This window comes from Paenibacillus sp. TAF43_2, assembly GCF_052113545.1.
GTDB lineage: Bacteria > Bacillota > Bacilli > Paenibacillales > Paenibacillaceae > Pristimantibacillus.
Genome location: NZ_JBFRDK010000064.1, coordinates 1 through 24,307 on the forward strand (window position 1 = coordinate 1; position 24,307 = coordinate 24,307).

Sequence of the window (24,307 nt, forward strand, 5' to 3'; positions counted from 1 at the left end):
GAATACCTTGGATCATAATAATAAGTGAGCAGCAGCTCGACAGCAGCATGATACTTTTCACTCATCAAGCATGCTTCTATTTCCGCTGCAACAGGGGTATGAATACGGGATTTAATCTTTCGGAATGACCCCATACACTCATCTATATTTTCCCAAGGCTTGTAGTCTTCGATGATTTGATTAACACGGGCTTCAAGTGGCATCTCCAAGCTAATGTGATGCCCTTTTGCTCTCAACTCCATCATGAGGTCCGGAACTGTAATATTGCCAATTCGGCGGCTTTCCGCTTCAAACAATACATAAGAAAATTTCTCATTTTCATGTATATTATCAAGCAGTAACGAATCAAACGTTTTTTGATTATGCGCTTTTAAACCTATTCCACCAAAAATCGACCCTCTATGACCAGCCAGCCCTTCTAAATCCAAAACAGGATGGCCATTTTGTTTCATTTTATGCAGGATAGCGGTTTTTCCACTGCCTGTATTTCCGTGTATGATGAATGACTGAGGCTCGTAGCAGATATCATTCAATTGTTCAACAACATATTGACGATATGCGCGATATCCTCCAGTTATTCGATAGACCCTAATTCCCATAAGAGATAGTACAGTCGCCGTTGTTTTACTTCTCATGCCACCGCGCCAACAAAAGACAGCCTTATTTTCGGATAGGCCAGCAAATGTTTTGATGAAGGTTGGAAGCTTCGCAGATACGATTTCCAAGCCTCTTTCTTTTGCAGCTTGTACACTTACTTGCTTGTAGAGTGTTCCTATTTCAGCCCGTTCTTGATCGTTAAATATGGGGATGTTAAGACTGCCAGGAATTGACGCTTCATTGTACTCGGATGGGGATCTTACATCTATAAGAACAAGTTCTCCCTTTTTCCGAAGCTTGGAACATTCCTCGATCGTGATGTCTTGAAACATAGTTTAATGACTCCTTAATGGTTTATCTTATAGCACAACAATTTGGCCAGCATTACTTTCTGTTGCTTCTCCAACAATACTAGCTTCCACACCTGCTTGCTTAAGCTCATCCAGCATTTGCTCAGACTGGTCTGCTGCAACTGCAATGAATAAACCGCCTGAGGTCACCGCATCACATAAAATCCATCGATCAACTTGATCCATCGCTTGCGGGAAAATAACATCATTTTCAACATGCTTAAAATTGTTCTTCGTGCCGCCAGGAACAAATCCATTTTCTGCAAGCTCCCTGACACGAGGCAATTTGGGTACCGCTTCGTTTACAATCGTTATTCCTACATCACTGCCTTTAGCCATTTCCAGTGCATGTCCGATTAAGCCAAAACCCGTTACATCAGTACAAGCATGCGTTTCATATTTATTCATAATTTCTGCCGCCGTCTTATTCAATGTAGCCATGACGCGAGTAACACGCTCGATTTCCTCCACACTTAATTGTTCCTYCTTAATCGAGGTTGTCATAATGCCTACTCCAATTGGCTTTGTCAAAATCAGCTTGTCTCCAGGCCTAGCGCCTGCATTGGTTTTAATTTTATCGGGATGAATCAAACCCGTTACTGCAAGTCCAAACTTAGGCTCCTTATCGTCAATGGAATGTCCGCCTACAAGGGTAGCTCCCGCTTCTTTCACCTTATCTGCTGCTCCACGTAAAATATCTGTTAAAATGTGCTTGTCTAGCGTTGCAATGGGAAAAGCAACAATGTTCAATACCGTTAATGGCTTCCCGCCCATTGCATAAATATCGCTTATTGCGTTAGCCGCTGCAATCTGTCCGAAAGAATAAGGGTCATCTACGATTGGAGTAAAAAAATCTACGGTTTGAACCAATGCCAAATCGTCGCTTATTCGAAATACACCTGCATCATCGCTTGTTTCGATGCCCACAAGCAAATTTGGATTACGTTCCGCTAGCGGGAGGTTTCCTATGACTTCTTTTAAATCAGCCGGACCGATTTTGCAACCGCATCCTCCCTTGCTAGATAAAGATGTCAGCTTTATGGTTTCGTTTGAATGCATTAGACTCGTCCCTCTCTTACTCGTCATTAATAATTAATAATAAAATCGTACCTGATGTTTAGTGGGAACGCAAATTTATAAGGCCTTGCTAAAGCTAGTGTCAGGACCTGTATTAAAAAAACGAATATATGGGTTCTATCTATTTATCCTGAATATTAGGAACGACCTTACTATGCTCAATAGGTGAGGAGAGGACGATTAAAGTTGTCGAGTCTCCAAACTTCCCCATTTCATTAATCACATTTTCCATGGAATGCAATGATTCGCTATTCACCTTAACCAAAAAATTGTACTGACCACTTATACGATGCATTTCAAGCACATCAAGCGAATTTTTGCAATGATCAACAAAACTTTCGCAGTTCTTTGTATGAAATAATAAGTAGGCAACAATCGATTTGTTCAATTTTTCAAGAGAAACAACAGCACGGTAATGATCAATAATGCCTTTTTCCTCCAACCTCCGCACTCGTTCTGTTACTGCTGGCTGCGACAATGCAACGGCTTTTCCTAACTCCGTCATTGAAATTCTTGCCTGATCTTGAAGAATCATAATAATGTTTTTATCCAGTTCATCGACCAAACTAGTCACTCCTTTAATTTAAATGTAAAATAAAATTAATAAAACAATTTTAAAGGTTTTCATGTTACAATGCCTTTAATTTATTATGTAAAATAGAATGATTCCATTATATCATTGAATCCTAATCAACTGTTAATCACTGAGGAGGCAAAAAGATGGAATCTAATAAATTGCTTGAACAAGTTACGATTGAAAATTGGGCGCTTCAATCACGTGTAGTCATGGCGCCTATGACTCGTTCCTTTGCCGACAATAAGTCAGGTGTGGTTGGTCCAGATGTCGTAGAATATTACCGTAAACGGGCTGCTGATGGTATTGGTCTGATCATTACGGAGGGGATAAATCCAAGCCCAAGAGCCAAAGGAACCTATGGTATATCAGGGCTATACACCAAAGAGCAGATCCAAGCATGGAAAARGGTGACTGATGCTGTTCATTTGGAAGGTGGAACGATCGTGGCGCAGCTTTGGCATGTTGGCAGGCTGACCCATCATGAATTAACGGGAGGGCTTCCTCCTCAAGCGCCATCTAGCATTGCAGCAACTGGACTCGTACATCGGTTACGCAAACCTTATGAGATGCCCGAGGCGATGTCTCAGGACGAAATTTCCGAAGTGATTGAACAACATGCTGCTGCTGCGAGAAATGCGATAATTGCCGGTTTTGACGGAGTTGAAATCCATGCAGCCCATGGGTATTTAATCGATCAGTTTAATTCAGAGGTTACAAATGCTCGGACGGACAACTATGGCGGGGACTTATCACAGCGTTTAACATTCATGAAAGAGCTGCTAACTGCCATCGTGACAGAGATAGGAGCACCAAGGACTATCGTTCGTTTTTCAGAAATAAAAGATGATATTCCGAATTATAGATGGGATAATCCCGAACAAACAATAGCTGCTTATATACAAATTTTCAAGGCATTAGGCCTTAAGATTCTTCACCCCTCAACCAACCAGTTTACTAAGATATTCACCAAAGGAATGACATTTCATCAAGCTGTGCGTGAACATTGGAATGGTACAATAATTGGAGTAGGAAATTTAGATTATGAATCTGCTGCATCTGCTATAAAAGCCGGAACCATTGATCTAGCGGCTTTCGGGCGCCCGCTCCTTGCCAATCCTGATTTTGTTCAACGTCTGAAGGCCGGAACCAGCTTAACACCGTATGATGCTGCACTTCATCTAAAATATCTTGTCTAATACGTTACTAATAAATCACTATAGATTAAAAAATGCAGACTAGAATAAGCGTTTGCGATAAACAGTAATCCCCCCATCCTTAATCACCATAAAAAAAACAGAAGCCGCCAGCTCATGTCTGACGGCTTTCTTCTCTGAAGCTAGTACAAATTAAACTCGCATAAATCATTCAGCTGATTAAATTCATAATAAGCACCTAATGCCTCTTTGAAGGGAACCCGTATTCTTTAGCACGCCACGCGACTAGTAGTGCAAGAACGATAAGAATAAGCAAGGACAGCGGGAAAGACCCGACACCTACAGTTTCTATAAGAATAGCGCCCAACACGCCACCAACGCCGATGGCTAGGTTCCATGCCGTCACCAGCATAGACTGGGCAACATCCGCGCTCTCGCCAGCAGCCTCAGCCATGGCTGTCTGCAGCAAAGTCGCCGCGCCCCCGAACGTCAGCCCCCATACAGCAACCACTAGGTAGATCACGATCGGTTGGTTATTGCTAAAGGTTAATGCGATGGATGCGATGGCGAAAGCAAGCAGACTAATCAAAACGAGTGGCCGCAGTTTCCGGTCGATCAAGACACCGATGATCCAAATGCCAACAAGCGCTGTTATGCCGAAAATAAGCAGTACCAAGTCTACACGCTGAGAGAGTCCAGCATGAGCAAGATACGGTGCAATATAGGTATACAAGATGTTATGTGCCAGCACCCAAGCAAGAACAACAAACAGCACCGGACGTACTCCTGACTTACCAAATACCTTATATAACGAGAGTCTTTTACCTGGCAATTCTCCTGGATAGTCCGGTAATTTCCAAACCACCCAGACGACTAATACCAGAGCCATAAGTGACATAATCCCGAAGACTAAGCGCCAGCCAACGAGCGAACCAAGCCAAGTTCCTGCGGGGACACCCAGCGCTAGCGCTAGAGGTGTACCCACCATGGCCACTGCCATAGCTCTTCCCTTGAGTGATGCCGGCACCATGCGACGGGCATAACCTGCTAACATGCCCCATAAGACACCCGCAGAAACGCCCGCGAAGAACCGAGCGATCAGCGTCAGTGTATAGTTGGAAGAAAAAGTGGTAACGGTATTGAAGACGAGAAAACCAAGAATGCACATGAGCAGTAACGGTCTTCTCCGCCAGCCGCGCGTCAAGGTCGTTAGGGGAATCGCAGCCAGCAGTGAACCAAGGGCGTACAAGGTGACAAGTTGACCAGCAAAAGCTTCAGATACTCCAAGTCCATGACTTATTTGCAGCAGTAAGCCAGCTGGAATCGTTTCAGTTAGGATACAAATAAACCCCGTCATTGCAAGGGCGAGTAATCCAGCCCACGGGAGACGTTCTGAAGGAACTGCGCTGGAAGCACTCTGTGTAACAGAAGCTGGGTTTGAATTCATTATAAAAGTACCTCTCTTTTATTTAGGTTCAATCTCTATTTTATAAGCCCGTCATAAACAGCATCGCAAAGGTCAACGGTAAACTGACCTGACATGCCTTCGAGTGCAGTATTGGTGAACGCCACCACACTTAGACGCTGATTAGGATCAACGAACCACGAATGACCATAGGTGCCACCCATGCGCCATGTACCAGTTGATTCAGAAGTGTTTGCTAACACTGGATCCTTAAGCACCGTAATGCCTAGGCCAAAGCCCCTCCCCGGCCAAAAAGCCATTGGCAGATCACCAATCTGGTTTGTAGACATCTCATGAACAAGAGACTGTGGCAGCAGAGGAGCTCCGCCATTCCGTAATGTTTCCAGCAGCAGCAAAAAATCGTCTGCGCTTCCTATCATGCCAGCACCCCCAGAAGGATAAGCCGTATCATCAAGTGCCCGGCGCGGGGAAAGACGGAAGCCCGCAGTTCCTTCTAAGAAGGGAATGCTATCGTGCTCAAGCAAAGGCCGTGGTTCTGGAACTTCATTAGTATAAGCAGTAGTAAGACGATCTGGGTCGATTGCAATAAAGCTAGTATCGCTCATRCCAATTGGCTTTGTCACAAGTGAATGCACTGCTTCGCTTAACGGTGTTCCTGTAACCTTCTCAATTACTGCGCCCAGCACATCTGTAGCGATCGAATATTTCCACTCGGTGCCTGGCGGATAAAGGAGCGGTACAGAAGCCAAACGAATCAGGTTCTCTTCCAAACTGATGCCAGGCTGATCCATACCATCCGATACGCCTGCTTGATGATATGAACCATTTTCTTCTTGAAAGAACCGATAGGTCAGCCCAGCAGTGTGCGTCATCAAATGTCGAACCGTTAATAGGGCAAGCTCACCATTTTGGAGACGAGGCTGAAAGTTTGGCAGCCAGTGATCAACACGGTCATCCAGCTTTAGTAGGCCTTGCCCAACTAATGCTAAGGCAGCCGTTGTAACGATAGGTTTGGTAACAGAGGCTAGCCGGAATAAGGCATCTTCACGCATGAGCCGGTTCATTTCACGATCGGCATAACCCGCAGCGCGGCTATAAACCACTTCCCCGTCTAACGCCACTTTAATGACAGCACCGACCAAACGCTTATCAGCAAGCGTTCGATCGATGACCTCATCGATCCGACCTGCTAATCGTTCTGTACTAAACTTGTTTGTATGCAACATACTTAGATGTTCATCCTTTCGAAATAGTTAAAGCCTTAAACACTTTACTATTGTAAGTATATTATATAAAATAAGTTATCGAGCTTACATAAGGGAACGAAGTTAGATTCGCCTTTTTACGGTTAAAGCCAAGCTAGTTTATAACGGATACCTTAAATTTAAAGGAGTAGATTTGTATGGACCATGTAGATAAGGAAATACTTTATCATCTCCAAAGCCAAGCGAGAATTTCTATGACTGAACTTGGAAAAAGCGTCGGTTTATCGCAGCCCGCAGTAACAGAAAGAGTAAAGCGCATGGAGGAAAAAGGGATTATTAGTGAGTATCGCACCGTTATTTCTCCTGATAAAATAGGTAAACATGCATCAGCCTACATGTTGTTTCATTCAAGAGATTGTCATGCATTCCTTGCGTTCTGCCGCTCTGCTCCTGAGGTCGTGGAATGTTACCGCATCAGCGGAGAACACAATTACTTGTTGAAAGTAATAACCGACTCCACACAAGCTCTTGAAGAGTTCGGAAATCAATGTGACAAATACGGAACCTATACAATTCTAATTGTCATGTCATCGCCTATCGATCATAAATTTCTTATCCCCGCGCTTATAGATGCCAACTCCAATATGCTGAGTTAATCCGTCCCTTTCGAAATAGAAGATATGTTCTTAGCTTTTGCCCCTTTGATAGCAGCACAAAAAAATGCATTCCTAAAATGCCATCGAATAAACCTGAGGTTTGTTTCAATGTCCATTTTTAGGGATGCACTTTAAATTAGATTCAATATCCTCTCGTTTTTATAATCGAGTTGAGAGGCTCTCCTCCTAGAGAATAGCTTTCAAGCTGTTTTCATTTACAAAGTATTTCCGTATAAAATAAGTCGGAGTACAGCTCCATGCATGACAATAGCTGTTGATTAAATTGCTGCCGTACGGCGACAGCTTCTTATCGCTAGGATTATACAGCTCCCAGAAGGTATCCGCTCCATCCTTGATCATCTCGCCCCAATAGGCGCGCATTTCGGACAATGCCTTCTCTTTTCTTCCACTCAACAGCAGTGCCTCAATCAGATGATGATATAGATATGGCGTCGACATCGCAATTGCCGGAGGCCGATCGAATAAACGATCAAGCAGCATGCCATTTTGTTCTGCATCCATCACCTCGGCCAGCACCATCCAAATTTGTGAGGCCCAAGATATCTGACTAGAGGGCCCGCTTGTGAAATACCCTTGATCCTGATCCCAAAGAAACGTCATAGCCGCGTCCGTCGCTTGCTGGATTGCCGACGAAATAAATGCATGCGCTTCACCTTCACCCAGCTTCTCAGCTAGAGCAAGTCCTCTTTTAAGGCAATAGATTAGAACGGCCTGCGCGCCTGCTTGCTTGTTCAGCTCATCATGCCAATCAAGAAAGCAGTACCATGTATCGTCATCCGTTACGATTCCCCGTTCATCCAGTCGCTTCAACCCAATTCGAAGCTGCTCCACTGCAATCGGCCACAGCTCATTTAGCGTAATACGATCCTTGGTTGCTTCATAATAATCATATAAAGTGGCGACGAAAAAGAGCGAGTAATCATATAAATAGATGTCATCTACAAAGGGTGCAGGCTTCTCATATAAACAAGCACCTACCTGTCCGTCCTCAAGCAGCATTCCGCCAAAGAGATACAAACATCTTTTGACAAGGTCATTGCTGTTAAACGTTTCATAGTTTACTAGCGCTTGAAGTCGCAGATCGCCGATCCAAAGCCTTCGATCCCGCTTCGGACCGTCCTCAAAGACAGTATGCATACAGTCCTGAAGTGTCTTTATACCGATGCGATCCATCACCTTTAGCTCATTGGATATGCCGTCCGGAAGCGGCTTGACCTGCGAGACATCACCTGAGGTTACGGTCTTGCAATAAATCTCAGGGAATGAAACGCTGTACCGCTGTGATGTGGCCAGTACGATTATTTTCAAATACCGGAAAGTATAGCGCCTTGGCAGCGTTACCGTCCCTGGCAGCACGTCGATATTGATCGTCTCATCCTGCAGCCAAGACCGGCTGAGCCAGCCTTCATAATCGTCGAAGTCCTCTCCGATCTCACAAGGCATCTCACCGAATATGAGCTTTAACCGAAGCGGCGCATCCGCATTACTGTGTACATTGTTAATTGAGAGCGTAAGGTACCCAACCTGATGAACCCCAAAATCGAGCGTTACGCTGTCTCCTTTGGATAATACACGATTGGCTAGCTCATCAATCGAATCGGTACGCACTGTCCGCCAGCCCTGAAAGGCGTCTGTGTCTTTCACAATGTCAATCAGACTTGTAGGAAAAACCTTTTCTTCATATAAATGTGGAATCAGCGTCTCCGCCAAGTCCACAAATGGTTGGTTCGTTTGTTTCGTTTTCATTGCCTTATCTCCATTTCTGCCTGAAGGCTAATAATCGTAAGGCCTTAACTCAGCCTTTGACTGCTCCAACCGTCATCCCGCCCACAAAGTATTTTTGCAAAAACAGAAAAGCAACTAGGAGCGGCAGCGCGCACAGGAAACAGGCAGCAAACAGCACATTCCACTGCGTAGGGTTTTGCTGATCACCGAGAAAGCCCAGCATAGCTAGGGGCAATGGGGATTCAGCCGCTCGGGAGATGAAAATCATATTAAAGAAGTAGTCATTCCATATCCATACGCCCTGTGTAATAATGACCGACACCGTAACCGGGATAAGCAGAGGGAATACCACCAGCCAAAACCTGCGGAACAACCCCGCTCCATCGATATGAGCCGCTTCCTCTACCTCTTCCGGTACGCCGCTTCTAATGAWGCCCGTATACAAAAATGTGGAAAAAGGAAGACTGCATGTAATAAACATTAGTATCGGTGTATACTGTGAAGTCGGTATATGAAGCGAATTGATCATCTGCACGATCGGGATGAGCACCATCTGGGAGGGCACAACCAGTCCTGAGAGAAAAAACAAATATAAAAATTTGCTCCATTTGGTTTTAAGCCTCGCCATTGGGTAAGCCGCCATCGCTGCCAGCAGTACGACCAAGATAACAGAAATTCCTGTAAGTATAATGCTGTTCATAAGCGCTTGCGGAAAATGCATCCGTTCAAAGGCAGTCCGATAGCTTGCAAAAGAAATTTCACTAAACAAGTTTAGCGGATTGGCATTATTTTTTGGATCACGAAGCGAAGTCGACAATGYAATAATGAGTGGGATCAAATTAACAGCCATCACAACGATGACGCCCAGTTGAACCAGTGTCTTTTTCGTCAAAGAACCGATAGTCATGCCGACACCTCCCGTTTGTTCATGCGGATAACAAATGCTGCAGTAAGCACAATAATCAGGGCAAAGGAAATAACGCCAAGCGCTGATGCCTTACCGAACAGCTGCTCCGTAAAAGCCATCTTGTAGATGGAATAAATCAACGTATTGGTAGAAGTGCCCGGACCGCCGTTTGTCATAATGAACGGGAAGTCGAAGGCCTTCAAGCCATTGATTAGACTAAGCGTTACGTTAATCGTTATCGCAGTCGCAAGCAGCGGCAGCTTCACATGCTGCAACAGCCGCCAAGGGCCACAACCGTCCATTTTCCCTGCTTCGAGCAAATCATTAGGGACGGTTTGCAAGCCAGCAAGGAAAATAATCATTGTCGTTCCAATATTTTTCCATATCTCAACAAAAATGATGGCATATAGTGCTGAGGAGTAGCTGCCTAGGAAATTTAGATTGTCGTCATTTATGCCGAATTTATCCAGGAAGGTTGAGATCATACCGTAATCTGGCATGTATACATAGCTCCAAATGAATCCGACAACGATTGCGCTGAATAACGTCGGAATGTAAGACAAGGAGCGATAAATCCCTTTCCCTCTAATTTTCATGTTTAATAGAAGTGCAAGTGCAAGACCAATGATATTGCCGAGCACCACTGTAACTAGCGTATAAATCAACGTATTCTTGACGGAAATACCTAGTGTATCTCCTTTAAATAGTGCTTTGTAGTTATCTAGCCCGATGTAATTGTACGCTTGAGCGAAACCGTTGTAATCAGTGACACTGTATTGAAACAATCTCAATATCGGAAATATCCAAAAAATTAAATAAAAAATGAGGGCCGGTACTGCAAAAAAGTACATTGTTTTTTTCATTACGGTCGAATTCATGTTGCTCCATCCTCTCCAGCTAACCTCATAACGGCAGGGAAGACGGTTGTCTTCCCTCCGCTACTACTTGCCCATTCACTCCAAAGATTATTTATTTTTCCATAGCTCCTGGAACTTCTCATCCATCGCCTTCGCAACATCCTCCGGCGTCGTTTTTTGTCCGCCAATGATTTCTGCGAATTTGGCTTGCATCACATCAGAAACACCTGCAGGCCACATTTGGTTGCTAAAGTATACCGAATTGCCATTTGTTTGATAGTTATCGTTGACTTCCTTGAACAACTCGTTAGTCAAAGGAACATCCTTGTATACACTGATGGAGCTGTTGGAAGCGACATATGCTTTAAACAATTCCGATTCACCGTCGAACAGATAATTAAGAATTTCTTTAGCTGCATCAAGATTTTTGGACTTTGCATTTAACCCATAGCCAGCAGCGGTTGCCGCTGATACAAACGTTGGTTTGCCAGCGTCATTGCCTGGAAGAGAAGCAAATCCGCGGGTAAACTCCGCCGCGCCCTTCGACGTCATAGAAGCGTAGTCCCATGTGCCTGTAAACGTCATAGCCGCTTTGCCATCGATGAACAACTGGGAAGCCTGCGCGCTGCCTACTCCAAGTGAATTTTTCACGACATAACCTTTGTCATACAGCTCTTTGTACATCGAAATCGTTTTCACCCATTTAGGGTCGTTCAGCGATTTTTCACCATTTTGCACTTTAACATCAAAATCCATTTCATCCGGGTAAACCACGTTTGCTGCAATCGGGTACATACCGAACTGAATGACCCAAGGGTCTTTATCACCAAGCACGATTGGCGTAATGCCTGCATCCTTCAGCTTTTGGCAAGCTTCAAGAAAGGATGTCCAGTCTTTCGGGAATTCGGTCACACCCACTTGCTCCAGCATTTCCTTGTTGTAGTAAACGCCTAAGTAATCAAGACCTTCAGCGACGCCGTAAGGCTTGCCGTCATAGGACATATCCTCCTTAGCGCCAGCACCGATATTGTCCCAGAATTTCAACTCGGACAGATCAGCAGCAAAACCCGCTTTAGCGAAATCAATGACTCCGCCTGCTGCATTTTTAGGGAATATCCAGAAAATATCCGGCCCTTGTCCCGCTGCAAGCTTTGTACGCACCGAAGTATTGTATTGATCATCGGGAAGCTTCTGTACTTCAAGCGTGATGTTCGGGAATTTCTCCTTCACGAGACGCGGCAGCGTCTCGAGCTCAAAATCTTCCCCTTCCGACGCTTTGTTGCCAGACATCATCATCGTTAACGTAATCGGCTCTGAAGAATCAGTTCCTGCATTTTTACCACCTGCGTCGTTGGTGCCTGCATTAGTTGCCGGCGTATTCGTCGCGTTCGGAGTACCATTGCTAGAGCTGCAAGCACTGAGCAGAACAAAGCAAAATACTAAAATAGCGAGCCCCATTGTTTTTACTGATTTCATTTTGCATTTCCCCCTGTTTCTATTGTTTTTGGTAATGTCTCACTCTCTCCTGCCATTTCATGAGACGCTATTGCCTTAAGCACACTTTTATAATAATGTGAGAAACAGTATAAATGCTTTAGCTCATTTGGTGCACTATTTTTAGATTAGACAAACAAGGAGGATACGTGTATGCTCTTTTTTAATATTAAAACTAAGCTGTTTCTTGTTCTTGTTCTCGTATCCATCGTGCCTATTATTGTCGTTACTGTCAGTTCTTATCGCAGCTATACACGGCTTGTCAATGAACAGACCTCCCTTGTTGCATCCACAACGATCAACAACTCGGTAAAAAGCATTGAGGAAATCTTGAAAAATATTGACCGGATCTCAATTACTGTGCAGCAGCAGTCATCCACTGCAACCGCTTACAGTACAGTCAGCGATGAGCTGAGAAAGCTGCAAAATACGAACAACCAATACGAGATTTTCATTACGAGAGCCAAGCTTAAGCTGATTTTCGAAAATATTTTACTGGGTTATAATTACATTAATGGAATTTACCTATTCATGCCCGACGGAAAATTCATTAGTTACGGAAATGGAACAGACTTAATGGTCGATTACATTCCCTTCAACGACGAATGGTACAAGCAGACCGTTGCAAGCAAAGGAGAGCTTTACATCGGCGATGTTGGTGTAAAGCCCTATATCATTAATGCCAAATCTTCAATCGGTTTTTCAAGATCGCTTTTTGATCCCAATTCCAATGAATTTTTAGGCGTTTTTATGCTGGATTGCAGCATGGACATTTTTGCAGGCTTAAACAGGAATCCAGCCCCAAGCATTTCAAATATTTATTTAGCAAATGAGCAGGGAAAAATTCTATTTGACGGCACTAATCGTGACATTGGTCAATATTTGCCGGACGGACTGCTTCGCAAATCTATGGCGATGACGGGCTCAAAGCAGCAATTCACAGATTCCAAAAACTTAACAGTCATTCAAGCTGTACCGAGCAATAATTGGAAGGTCATTGCCAATATTTCGGTCGCCAAAGTGTATGAACAATATGGCATATCGCAAAAGCTGATCATTTATGTATCGGCCTCCTGCGCCATTATCTTTTTACTACTTTCCTTCTTCCTCTCTAATTTAATTACAAAGCCGATCATTCAATTAACAAAGATGATGCGCAAAAACAAATCGCAGCGCTTCGTCATGATTGAAGCCGACAAAAAAAGAGTCGATGAAATTGGGATTCTGTATCATGAGTACGGCAAGATGATGAAGGATATTGATACCCATATCCGCGAGAGCTACCAAAATCGCATTTTGACCATGGATTCGCAAATGAAGGCGCTGGAAGCTCAAATCAACTCGCATTTCTTGTACAACACGCTTGAATCAATCAATAGCATTGCAGAAATCGAAGAAGTCGAAAGCATCGTTGTTATGACCAAAGCTTTAGGCGATATGTTCAGGTACAGCATTAAAACTGATAGCGAGCTGGTTGCCTCTGCCGAGGAGATCCAGCATGTGGACAATTATATGGCAATTCAGCAAATCCGCTATAGCGAAAAAATTGTATTTACAAAAGAAATTGAAGAACAAGTACTGCAAACCAAAATGTTGAAGCTGATTCTGCAGCCACTCGTGGAAAACGCGATTTATCACGGCCTTGAGAACAAGCGTGGCAAAGGTCGAATCACGATCAAGGGTTATCAGCATAATGAACTCATAATCTTCGAAATTTGCGATGACGGTGCAGGCATGTCGCAAGAGCAAGTCGCGGAGCTACGCAAACTGCTCGCTCAGCCGCCTGAGTTTTCGTCTATTGGGCAGCGTACCAAGCAAAGTATTGGTATAAAGAACGTCCATTCTCGGCTCACACTTTATTACGGAATCGAAGATGGCGTTACCATTGAAAGCGAAAAAAACATAGGCACAACCATTCAAATCAAAATTCCTTCGAATTGGGAGAAGAGGTGAACGCCAGATGTATTCATTCATTATCGTAGATGATGAGCCCTTGATACGAAAGGGGCTACTCAAAAAAATTCAATCCTTCGAACATAAGCTCACATTCGCCGGAGAGGCTGACAATGGTGCCGATGGGCTGGAATTAATTCAGCACCTAGACCCGGATATTATTTTTACGGATATGCGCATGCCTGAAATGGACGGAAAATCATTAATGAAAATCGTGCATCAGCAATATCCCGACAAAAAAATGATTGTTATTAGCGGGCATTCGGACTTTGAATATATGAAAGAAGCGATATCCGCTAAAGTTGTTAGTTATTTGCTGAAACCATTTAGCAGGGAAGAGATTCATCGCACGCTGGAGCAAGCGATCGATGCTATAGAGAAGGAGCGGAACGTCAAGCAGGAGGTAGTACTAAAAGCAGCTGAAAAGGAGCAAATCAGTTATCATTCCGATATCCAATCGCTGCTGCATCTCCTAATTGGGATCCAGCAGAAAGATAAGCTGCCTATCTTCCAATCGGCGCGGCTAAAGGAAGTGTCTGCTGCTTCGGCACATATTTTACTGACGCTCTATGCGCCAGCTTCGATTCAGCAGCCTATGATCGGGCCTCAGCAGGATTATATTTATATCCCGCATTCCCAAAGCGATAAGATCGCATTCATCATTCTATCGTTTATGGAGGAACAATCAGTCACGAAGATGCTTGAGCATGCCAAAAGAACCGCAGAGGAGCTTATCCACACCGTTAGTGTAAGGAAGGGCAGCGAAGGCTGCGTAGGCATAAGTACTGTTGTCCACCATTTAAGCATGCTGCGCCAAGCACACCATGAAACGATTGCTGCATTGGATCAGCGGTCGATTACCGATTTTGGGCGCTGCTATCTTTACAACAAACAAAGACTTTTACCGGATGTTATGCTGTGGGAACGGACTCATGAACTGCTGTTCCTGATTGAATCAGGCCAAACCGCGAAGGTGAAAGAACTCGTACTTGATTTTTTCGCCTTTTATATACGACAGCCTGCCGTCTCCCTTGCTCAGCTAAAGGAACAAAGCAGAGATATGATTCAAGAGGTCAAAAAAATACTTTCGGCTTACCTCCATACGCATGAAGACGGCTCGCCGTCCTCAAGCCTGGAGTCCGTGCTTAATATTTCTTTTGATCTGATTTCCATTCAGGAGTACCTGCTCACTGTCTTAATGAGTACCGCCGATTTATTGAAGGAAAACTCAGCTTACTCCTCCGAAAACATGATCGATAATATTAAAACGTATATACACAAAAATTACACCAAGGATTTAACACTGGAAAAAATATCATCTCTTTTTTATCTTAATCCAAGCTATTTAAGCTTCCTGTTCAAAGAAAAAACTGCGCAAAATTTTACCGACTATATTAACCAGCTGCGCATTGAGCAAGCAAAAACACTATTAAAAAGCACCGATGACAAAATATACAAGGTTGCGAAGCAGCTAGGTTATGATAATCCCAAATACTTTTTTCGGGTATTTAAAAAAATGACAGGCCAAACGCCAGAAGAATTTCGCAAAAGCTAATGCAAAGTAAGAATAGCCTGCCCTCTCACGAGGTGCAGGCTATTCTCCTATCTCTTAATATTAGGAAATGAGATCGATAATTACGCTGTAGGTACGGATCGCGACAGCGGCCAACTCAGCACGCGTAATCGTGCTTGAAGGCAGCAGCTGCTGCGCCGAATTTCCTTTGAAAATACCGTATTTAACAGCGACCGCCATTGCTGTTCGGTTTTCCTTGGAAATGCCCGCAGTATCCGAGAACCCTTGCAGCAGCTTGTTCACTTCCCCTTCGCTCAGCGTGATGTCGAGACCAGCATACCTAAGGGCATTGACGAGTACGTCAGCCATGCCTTCACGAGACATTGGCGTATCTATCGCTAGTTTTGTGTAGTTAACTAATCTATGCTGACTTGCAGTTCTGACTACTTCATCATACCATTTCACATCTGCTTCGTTTTTTACCGGCGTTATGCCAAGCACGTTAAGTGCTGCCATCAGTGTCTGTGCCTTGGTTGTTGAAGCTCCCGGTTGCATCGTAGATGATGTCAAACCATTGATTAAAAGGAGACTGCTTGCTTTGGCAATCTCATCTGCATACCACGCTTTAACTGGAACGTCAGTAAACATACGCTCCGATGATACAGTCACATAAGTGCCGCTTAAGGATACAAGCGCAGTGATGATCGACTTACCGCTCGTATCTGTTGTCATTCGGCTCGGCACTGGCGTTAACGTGCCGTCAGCGGCAACCATCGCCAGAGCGGTCACCTTTTTGCCTGCTTCAGACTGAATCGTAATCGTTGCTGTTGCATAAGAGCCTTTCAAATCCTTAACTTTAATGCCAACTGGCTCCCCAATTACAGTAACGCCCTCAGCCTTGATATTTTTCACCTTAGCAGTATCGGACGCGCTTGCTGCTGTAATTATAACCGTTTGCTCTATGCTAGGCGTACCAGTGCCAGATGTGTTCCCGCCTCCAGATGAAGAATTTGCTATCGTTAGTGTCAACGTATTGCTGTTTGTCAAATTGCCATCGAAGGAAGCTGCCTTCGCTTGGATGGCGATTGTTGCAGCTTTCGCAGTTCCTCTGAACTGCAGCATGGCTTCTAAGCCAGATACCGCTGGAGTGACCGAAGCTAACGTTAAGCCGCTGGCAGCAGAATCAATATTCCAACTATCCAAATTGGAAGCATCTGCACCAAAAGGAGCACCGTCGCTCTTCACAACAACCGCAGGATTCGTTTGAGCAGCAGCAATCTGACTTGAGCTGCTGATAAAGGGTTCACTCTCAAACGCCAAGCTGTCAATACGAAGATCGGCTGCTTTGAACACAACGTAGAGATTGTGCTTGCCCTTCAAGCTCGTGTTGCTCAATTCTGCTTCTACGTCGACATAGGCCAGCTCCGTTACCGGAACAGATGCATTCGCAATCGTGTAGAATCTAGGCTTTGTTGCCGGAACCTCAATCATCGCGAGCGGGGCGCTGCTTGGGGAATCCGCGTGTAATGTAATTATTCCTCCCGCTGCGTCTGAAGCTACCGAGGCTTTAACGCTTTTTGTATTTGTGAGATCCACATTCGGCAGCGCTACGTAGGAACCGTTTTGTTTTGAGCGGACGGCATAATAACCTCCGACTACCTTTTTCGCTTTCAGATTTTGTGCAGTGCGTTCTTTAGAAACCTCATGATAGATGACTTCATGGGAGGCATAAGCATGGTCGAACACATTAAACGGTTTATAGACCTGCAGTGGTGCAATCGCATCTCCATTAATTGCAAGGACCTTCTCACCGCGAATGTCCTTGGAGGATGCGCCAACCATTAACGTGTATGCACCATTTTCTACAATGAAGCTATTTTTGTTCACGTCCCAGATGCCGAAGTCACCAGGGTCAACAGACAGAGCAACCACTTTACTCTCGCCTGCTGCCAAAGCGATTTTCTCAAACGCGACGAGCTGCTTCTTCGGAGCAGAACCACCATAGCCTGATTGATTGTTTTTAATATAGAGCTGAACGACTTCTGAAGTATCGACAGCGCCAGCATTTTTAACTTTTACAGAAACAGTAAACGGCTCATTCCCGCTAGCACTCATTGGAGCTGCCAAATCGCTGTATATAAAGCTGCTGTATGAGAGGCCGTATCCGAACGGATACGTAATTGGTGCATCCGTGTACATATAAGTAAGCTTTGACTCCATAGGATCGGCATTCGTCATGTCCAATGTAAAACGCGGATCAATGCTAGCCATTGATGCAGTCTTATTGCCCTCTGGAATAACATATTTATTTATTGCCGGGAAAGCGGACATATCTGAATACCAAGTGGACGTCAGGCGGCCTGTTGGCGCATAATCGCCATAAAGCACCTGAGCCAGTGCCCGTGAATCATATTGCCCCCCATATGGCTGATACACGATAGCAGAGACATTCGGATTGTTCTGAATTTCCTCAAGCCCAACTGGAAAGCTGCTTTTGACAACAACGATCGTCTTCTTGCCTTTCGCCGCGAAAGCAGCAGACACCTTGTCTACAAGCTCGTAATCGGAATCGCCCATGTACAGGCTGGAGCGGTCATTGCCTTCCCCTGCGCTATGGCGCGGGACTGCTCCCACGAATACTACGGCATAATCAGCAGTCGCCGCCCTTGCAACAGCATCCTGTCCAACTTCCTTCACAACCGTTTCTTTAAATTTCACATCTGCACTGCGAATAGCTGCATTCGATTCATTTCCGAGTACCGCAGCTGCTGTTTTCAGCTTGGCATCTGCACCTGCTGTAATAAAACGTCCATTTGAGTAATACCAATTTGTAAAATCACCGGAGAAGCCGCTTCTATAGCCATTCGCTACAAGCGATATGGTTTGGTCAGCGTTTTGCTCGATGCGAATTCTTGGCGGGATCGCACTCGTATTCCCAAGCATCGCTGCAAGATCCCAATCATTGTTGGTTAAATTGAGCGTTGTTCCATCCGTATTGCCTACCGCTGCATTATTACCGGCCGGAGATGCCATCCAGCGGTTGTTTTTGAGCGATAGCAAGCTGTACCCTTCTTGTCCCCAATCGAAGACCCGGAATAGCTGGGCAGGATCGGACACATTAAGCTGGTCCGCTGTCGTTACCAGCTGAGCTCCTCCTGTATTAGCTGCAGGATCATACACATTAGCGGTAACGGTCTGATTATTATTCATTGCAGTAAGTGCGATAACCTTGCTCGCTGAATCATAAGTAACATGGTTAGATCCATTCGCATTAATAATCGCGAGCAGCGGAGATACGCCTGATTCAGGAAGCGCAGGAGTCGTTCCTACTGAATAAGTCGTTTTAAATCTCGCATCTGCGTAGATACCGGATACCGCTGCATTTTTATTTTTGGCGAGCGGCAGAATACCGTCATTTTTCAATAAAACAATGCTCTCTTGCGCTGCTTGAAGTGCAATTAGCTGATGCTCCGGCAAGCTGTAAGTTGCTGCCGCTGCCGTACGCACATCCTTAGCATCCTGTGCAAACGGATAAAATTTCGGTATTCCGTTTTCATTAACTTCATTAAAAATGCCAACGCGTACCATTTGATTAACATGAGGTCTTGCTGCCTTAATTAAATCCTCTGCGGTAATGCCATACTCCCCTTTGTTTACCAGAGCAACCAAATCCGGCACATCGGCAGGAGTCGTACCTGACGGCCTTCCGGCATTCGCTTCAGCCAGCGCCATCAGTACCGTTGCATGCGTACGGTCGACAGCATAATTAGTATCATAGCCGTTGCTTAAATTGCCTGAACTCGATACATGGGCATCCGCGTTAAAGTCAGGCGAGCTGTAAACGCCGTACTTTGAGAAATCATTCGCATGCAGCTGCAGCGGAGATAAAATATTCGGTATCCCATTCGTACGGCCATATGAAGTCATAACACCTGCAATTGAGCCCGATTCCAGACCCTTAAGCGGGCTGCGTGTCTGGTACTCGAACATAGCTCTTGCCCCGGCGCTATTGTTTGAAGTCTCACGGAACCATTGCGCGTTATAAACAGAGTAATGCTTGGTGCCAACAGCTGCACGCATCCAGAAACCGTCTTCGCTTGCCGCTTGGTCAATGCCGCTAAGTCCCGAAGCCATCTTATCTATTAATGTCCCTGCCATGTATGGATCTTCAGAATAGCCCTCGTCGAATCTTCCGCTTAAAGGGTTGATACGCATGTCGCTGACTACTGTAAAAGCAACAGTAGCCGAAGCATTCGAACCGCCATGAATATTGGACTCTCCTTGTTTTACTTTAAGTAAACTGATTTTTTCACTGCCCATTACCTTCCCTATATTGGAGAGCAGCTCCTTGTTCCAGGATTGTCCCATGCCTACCAGCGCTGGGAAATCCGTTGACACCCCTTGCACATTATCCGCGGCTGCAAGTGCGCCAGGAATGATTTTCCCGGCATTTCGCCCTTGTGTCAGCGTATAATGATTGCGTGAGCCTGTTACATAAACAGCGGGTCCCTCAAGCCCCGTATAATCAAAATACGTATCCACATACGCATCCAAATGCTCCGGGTTGCCATCAAATAACGGCATCCCGTCAAAGACTCCTCCGTTCTGCGTTTTAAATACAACATTTGCTGCTGCTTGAACTGGCTGGACGGCGTTTGCAGTTATGCTTGTGGCAAGAACCCCTGCAAGCACCAAAGACAGCATTTTCTTACCCCTTCTATGCTGGGTTTTGTAGTTCATTTTTTCGCTCCCTCTCTTCTCTCATTTTTTTGCAATCGCTTTCATTAGTGACCCAAGCTCATTATACAATTGCCAAGAGTACACTTTGTTTCTACCTTTTGGTGCAGTAATTTTAGATTTTCAGTTCAGTAGAACCACCAACCCCCGAGGCACTCCCCACCTCTTCCATCCGGGTTTCATAACCATATTTTTCTACAACATGCTGAAAAAGTTGCTTTTTCATTCGAATACTCGAAAACAAGATATGAAATTTGATGATAATACGACTATGCAAAAAGCTCATTATCAGTGTTCAATAATTAACATAATGTCTCGTGGAAAAGTTAGTCCTAGGCATGTTCTGCAATTTTCGTTGTGTATTGTGTTGTTCTGTGTGCAGGCACATCGCTTACGAACTAAACAGCATGCAATAACTTTAATACGGTTCGTTAAAACGTAAGAACATTAGTTTTCTTCATAATAAGCGTCATACTGTTCGTTAGAATCGCAAGCAGACAGTCATCACTTAAATGCCAATTCGACAGCAAATCAGCATATTTACGATCCTAAGCGTCCCATATTTCCTATATTTATTGATGCGATAAACTATGAGAACATATTCTACTAATTAGCTTAATGAACATAACTAGAAGCACCTTTGCCGCTGTTTTTTTGATATTTTTCCAAGTTGCCAATCGTATACATTATTCGCTTCAATCATAACGATTACGAATAAATGTTAAAGGAAAAACGCGTATTATGTCGAATTTCAATGTATGATGATACAGCAGAAAAATAAAATCACCTTCAAATATGTAGCTATTATTCTATTGTTTCTTAGCGTTCTTCTTGCCCTCCGATGGACATGGTCTGAACTATTTTCTACAGCGGAGCACCCTCGTGCTGTAAATGGCGTACTCGACATGCGCGGCTGGGACTTTAACAACTCAGCCACCATTCCCTTGGATGGCCAATGGGAGTTTTACCCTGCAAAACTAATCCATCAACAGGATGTTCAGCTGCTGCAAAACCAGTTCCGCTATATTCAGGTTCCAGGTGACTGGGGCAGTGTGCTGACCAAAGAGGCAGACACCTCTATCGGGTACGGAACGTATCGATTGCGTATTCTGATCGATCCGCTAGAGCAGCCTGTTGCATTTTGGCTGCAAAAAATACAAGCCTCATCAGGCGTAGAATTAAATGGACTTGTTGAGAACGACTTCGGAAAACCTGCCGACAACGCTAATGATTACAAGCCCAAGAAAATCTCCTACACCGCTTCTTACTCTGTAAAAGGCACCAAAGAGCTTGAACTGCTCATTCGTGTTGCTAACTATGACGATGCTTACAACGGGGGAATTTTACACTCCATTCAATTTGGCTCTCAAGCAGCGATTGACTTTGTGCGTTGGTATTCAATTGGCTTTCAGCTCGTCATATTTGTTGTTTTGCTGCTTCATGGCTTGTATGCTACTATCCTTTTCTTATTCAATCCTCAAGAAAAGACTTTGCTTATCGTTGGTTTATTAACGCTCGCTACCGGTATTACGATTGTCATCGGCCATGATAACCTGCTTTTGCTATGGCTGCCAATCAACTATACATGGGCGCTGAAGCTCAGGCTGCTCTCTCTGATTTGGCATTCCTTTTTTATTTTTCTACTATTTAGAAGACTTTCTTCGGCTCCTCTGAAGAATCGCTGGCTGCGAGTATTTACTATAGCGCTCATTTTTTATTCTGTGTTTCTTATTGTCGCAAGCGCACAGCTTGTAAATGGATCGGTAGCATTAAAAATATTTTCTTTTTTTTATCTATTGCCCTTTGCCTGGTTTGTTTATATAACAGGAACGATGGTCTTAAGGAAGCAAACAGACAACCACGACGTTGTCTTCCTGTTGTTATCCGCGGCAGGCGTTATGTCCAGCTTTCTGTGGAGCTTAATCAACTCAAATAGCCAGGTTTCGGTTGTATATTATCCAATAGATATCATAGCAGCTATCATTGGTTTTTCTACGTACTGGTTAAAGCAATTTTTCCGTAACTCGAAGGAAAACAAAGAGCTGAACGAACAGTTAAAAAAGGCTGACAAGCTCAAAGACCAATTTCTTGCCAATACTTCACATGAACTGCGAACGCCGCTGCACGGTATTATGAATATTGCTCAAACCGTTGTAACGAAAGAGAGAGGGCAAATGAATACCAAAAGCGTTAACGATATGGAGCTGCTTATAAGAATAAGCCGCCGTATGTCGCATATGCTCGGTGATCTTCTAGATGTAGCAAGGCTGAAGGAGCACGGAATTGTGCTCCAGCAGGAGCCTTTACAAATTCAGTCCATCGTACCTGGCATCGTTAGCATGCTGAAATTTATGATCGAAGGCAAACCTATTCAACTGCATGTGAATATCGCTGAATCGATGCCTTGGGTCATGGCAGACGAGAAAAGGCTTGTACAAATTTTGTACAACTTATTGCACAACGCTCTAAAATACACGGAAGAAGGATCAATCACCATTTCTGCGGAGATTCAAAATGGAAATGCCGTCATTCATGTCTCCGATACCGGAGTCGGCATGAATAAAGAAACGCAGGCGCGCGTCTTTCTTCCTTATGAACAAGGGATTTATGGAATTAATGATGGAAGAGGAATTGGGCTTGGTTTAAGCATTTGCAAGCAGTTGGTCGAATTGCATGGCGGAGTACTAAGTGTTCGCTCTGCGCTTGGCAAAGGTTCTGTTTTCAGCTTTCAATTACCGCTTGCCAATATGTCCAGCCTACCTTCAGCACAGCCCTTGCTTCCTATACGCCATATAGCGGAAGGAACAGAAGAAAGCCATAGTGGATTGATTTTTCCAGACATCGCAATCGACGAAATAGCAATCTCTTCAATTAACCCGCCATTTCTGAATGATGGGAAAATGAATATTCTTGCAGTGGATGACGACCCGGTTAATCTGAATGTGCTTGTTGGCATTTTATCTTCCGAGCCATATCAAATTACAACAGCCAATTCAGCACGTGAAGCGTTAGTGTTGCTAGGCAGTGGGCAGTGGGATCTGTTAGTTGCAGATGTTATGATGCCACAGATGTCCGGCTACGAGTTAACGAAGAAGGTACGGGAGCAATACTCTGTATCGGAGCTCCCCATTTTGCTGTTGACTGCCCGTAGTCAGCCTGCTGACATCTATACCGGATTCGCATCTGGAGCAAATGATTATGTTACCAAGCCTGTAGATGCTCTGGAACTCAAATACCGAATCAGGGCGTTGACTATGCTGAAGCAGTCTATTAATGAACGTTTGCGTTTAGAAGCCGCCTATCTTCAGGCACAAATCCATCCGCATTTTCTGTTTAATACCCTTAACTCCTTAATGGCGCTAAGCGATATTGATACAGACAAGATGCGTAATCTAGGCGATTCTTTTGTATCCTTTTTACGGATTAGCTTTGACTTCTTAAATACTGGGGAGCTTGTTGAGCTTTCTCACGAGCTGGAGCTTGTCGAAGCCTATTTGTATATTGAAAAAGAACGTTTCGAGGACAGGTTGACTATCGTATGGGAAGTGGATGCCAACATCAGCTTGCTTATCCCGCCTCTTTCTATACAGCCGCTGGTTGAAAATGCGATCAAACATGGGCTTCTTAGTCAGAACAACGGCGGCACGCTGCATATTCGAATCAATTGCCAGGACAGCTTCATACGAGTTGAAGTCATTGATAATGGCATAGGCATGAATGAAGAACAGGTCATTCAACTGCTCAGTCCAACGATGAAAGGAAAAGGCGGAATAGGGATTGCCAATACGAATCGACGATTGACTCAAATGTATGGTCAAGGCTTATCTATAATCAGTAAGCCCAAGGAAGGAACCGCCGTGTCGTTTGTCATTCCAAACCACCGCATTCAGCAGGCTATGGATAATGATTGATTTAACAAAAAAGACGGACAAATGGTTTCTCATTTGTCCGTCTTTTTGTTATTCGAAAAAAAATTCGAAATAATAGTGATCCAAAATTTCATTAGCTCCGTTAGGCCTATTAGGAACGGAAAACAACCCATATGAGGAGAGTGAATG

The 24,307-nt window shown here is 44.4% G+C and carries 14 protein-coding genes and 1 pseudogene; 5 read left to right on the forward strand and 10 right to left on the reverse strand.

Translation table 11 applies throughout. The features are described from left to right. The 3 genes from mnmH to AB4Z17_RS15590 form a co-directional block, all read right to left on the reverse strand. Positions 1–929 (reverse strand): tRNA 2-selenouridine(34) synthase MnmH (gene mnmH, locus AB4Z17_RS15580; RefSeq protein WP_441960713.1); only part of this gene is annotated, 929 nt, incomplete at its 3' end. A gap of 27 nt (positions 930–956) precedes the next feature. Next, complete coding sequence (selD, locus tag AB4Z17_RS15585; RefSeq protein WP_441960715.1) at positions 957–2,006, reverse strand: selenide, water dikinase SelD; 1,050 nt, start codon at positions 2,004–2,006, stop codon at positions 957–959. Positions 2,007–2,145: 139 nt separating this feature from the next. Beyond that, complete coding sequence (locus AB4Z17_RS15590) at positions 2,146–2,589, reverse strand: Lrp/AsnC family transcriptional regulator (protein WP_441910366.1); 444 nt, start codon at positions 2,587–2,589, stop codon at positions 2,146–2,148. 149 nt (positions 2,590–2,738) lie between these two features. Here AB4Z17_RS15590 and AB4Z17_RS15595 point away from each other — a divergent pair. Next, positions 2,739–3,797 (forward strand): annotated as a pseudogene (locus AB4Z17_RS15595) (oxidoreductase); the annotation flags it as partial. A 196-nt stretch (positions 3,798–3,993) separates the two neighbouring features. Here the strand turns inward: AB4Z17_RS15595 and AB4Z17_RS15600 are convergent. Both AB4Z17_RS15600 and AB4Z17_RS15605 read right to left on the reverse strand, forming a co-directional pair. After that, entirely contained in the window at positions 3,994–5,202 is a 1,209-nt protein-coding gene (locus AB4Z17_RS15600) for an MFS transporter (protein ID WP_441910367.1), read from the reverse strand. Positions 5,203–5,237: 35 nt separating this feature from the next. Next, a complete protein-coding gene (locus AB4Z17_RS15605; RefSeq protein WP_441910368.1) occupies positions 5,238–6,407 on the reverse strand; it encodes a serine hydrolase domain-containing protein in 1,170 nt (389 codons plus the stop codon). A gap of 176 nt (positions 6,408–6,583) precedes the next feature. On the opposite strand from AB4Z17_RS15605, the gene AB4Z17_RS15610 reads away from it, so the two are divergent. Beyond that, positions 6,584–7,042, forward strand: a complete 459-nt coding sequence (locus tag AB4Z17_RS15610; protein ID WP_441910369.1) for an Lrp/AsnC family transcriptional regulator — start codon at positions 6,584–6,586, stop codon at positions 7,040–7,042. A gap of 186 nt (positions 7,043–7,228) precedes the next feature. On the opposite strand, the gene AB4Z17_RS15615 is transcribed toward AB4Z17_RS15610, so the two are convergent. The 4 genes from AB4Z17_RS15615 to AB4Z17_RS15630 form a co-directional block, all read right to left on the reverse strand. Further along, positions 7,229–8,809 (reverse strand): alpha-L-rhamnosidase-related protein, encoded by a 1,581-nt coding sequence (locus tag AB4Z17_RS15615; RefSeq protein ID WP_441960717.1) that lies wholly within the window; start codon positions 8,807–8,809, stop codon positions 7,229–7,231. Between the two features lie 49 nt (positions 8,810–8,858). Next, positions 8,859–9,695, reverse strand: a complete 837-nt coding sequence (locus AB4Z17_RS15620; RefSeq protein WP_441960719.1) for a carbohydrate ABC transporter permease — start codon at positions 9,693–9,695, stop codon at positions 8,859–8,861. After that, a complete protein-coding gene (locus AB4Z17_RS15625; protein ID WP_441960721.1) occupies positions 9,692–10,558 on the reverse strand; it encodes a carbohydrate ABC transporter permease in 867 nt (288 codons plus the stop codon). Before AB4Z17_RS15625 ends, AB4Z17_RS15620 begins: the two co-directional genes overlap by 4 nt. A gap of 102 nt (positions 10,559–10,660) precedes the next feature. Beyond that, positions 10,661–12,028, reverse strand: coding sequence for an ABC transporter substrate-binding protein (locus AB4Z17_RS15630; protein ID WP_441910372.1), 1,368 nt, complete (start codon positions 12,026–12,028; stop codon positions 10,661–10,663). A 171-nt stretch (positions 12,029–12,199) separates the two neighbouring features. Between AB4Z17_RS15630 and AB4Z17_RS15635 the strand changes: the two genes are divergently transcribed. Both AB4Z17_RS15635 and AB4Z17_RS15640 read left to right on the forward strand, forming a co-directional pair. Next, positions 12,200–13,999, forward strand: coding sequence for a cache domain-containing sensor histidine kinase (locus AB4Z17_RS15635; protein ID WP_441960723.1), 1,800 nt, complete (start codon positions 12,200–12,202; stop codon positions 13,997–13,999). Positions 14,000–14,006: 7 nt separating this feature from the next. Continuing rightward, on the forward strand, positions 14,007–15,554 hold the full coding sequence (locus tag AB4Z17_RS15640; RefSeq protein WP_441910374.1) for a response regulator transcription factor: 1,548 nt from the start codon (positions 14,007–14,009) through the stop codon (positions 15,552–15,554). Positions 15,555–15,614: 60 nt separating this feature from the next. Here the strand turns inward: AB4Z17_RS15640 and AB4Z17_RS15645 are convergent, their stop codons facing one another. After that, the gene (locus AB4Z17_RS15645; RefSeq protein ID WP_441960725.1) at positions 15,615–20,252 is read right to left on the reverse strand and encodes a glycoside hydrolase family 3 C-terminal domain-containing protein; all 4,638 of its coding nucleotides are present in this window, start codon (positions 20,250–20,252) and stop codon (positions 15,615–15,617) included. 758 nt (positions 20,253–21,010) lie between these two features. On the opposite strand from AB4Z17_RS15645, the gene AB4Z17_RS15650 reads away from it, so the two are divergent. Next, positions 21,011–24,160: an ATP-binding protein gene (locus tag AB4Z17_RS15650; RefSeq protein WP_441960735.1), complete on the forward strand. Its 3,150-nt coding sequence runs from the start codon at positions 21,011–21,013 to the stop codon at positions 24,158–24,160. Positions 24,161–24,307: the final 147 nt, after the last annotated feature.

Coding starts and splice junctions, on each gene's coding strand:
- AB4Z17_RS15600 (WP_441910367.1), bottom strand. CDS start 5,202: ATGAATTCAAACCCAGCTTCTGTTACACAGAGTGCTTCCAGCGCAGTT.
- AB4Z17_RS15610 (WP_441910369.1), top strand. CDS start 6,584: ATGGACCATGTAGATAAGGAAATACTTTATCATCTCCAAAGCCAAGCG.
- AB4Z17_RS15615 (WP_441960717.1), bottom strand. CDS start 8,809: ATGAAAACGAAACAAACGAACCAACCATTTGTGGACTTGGCGGAGACG.
- AB4Z17_RS15625 (WP_441960721.1), bottom strand. CDS start 10,558: ATGAAAAAAACAATGTACTTTTTTGCAGTACCGGCCCTCATTTTTTAT.
- AB4Z17_RS15630 (WP_441910372.1), bottom strand. CDS start 12,028: ATGAAATCAGTAAAAACAATGGGGCTCGCTATTTTAGTATTTTGCTTT.
- AB4Z17_RS15635 (WP_441960723.1), top strand. CDS start 12,200: ATGCTCTTTTTTAATATTAAAACTAAGCTGTTTCTTGTTCTTGTTCTC.
- AB4Z17_RS15640 (WP_441910374.1), top strand. CDS start 14,007: ATGTATTCATTCATTATCGTAGATGATGAGCCCTTGATACGAAAGGGG.
- AB4Z17_RS15645 (WP_441960725.1), bottom strand. CDS start 20,252: ATGAACTACAAAACCCAGCATAGAAGGGGTAAGAAAATGCTGTCTTTG.
- AB4Z17_RS15650 (WP_441960735.1), top strand. CDS start 21,011: ATGATACAGCAGAAAAATAAAATCACCTTCAAATATGTAGCTATTATT.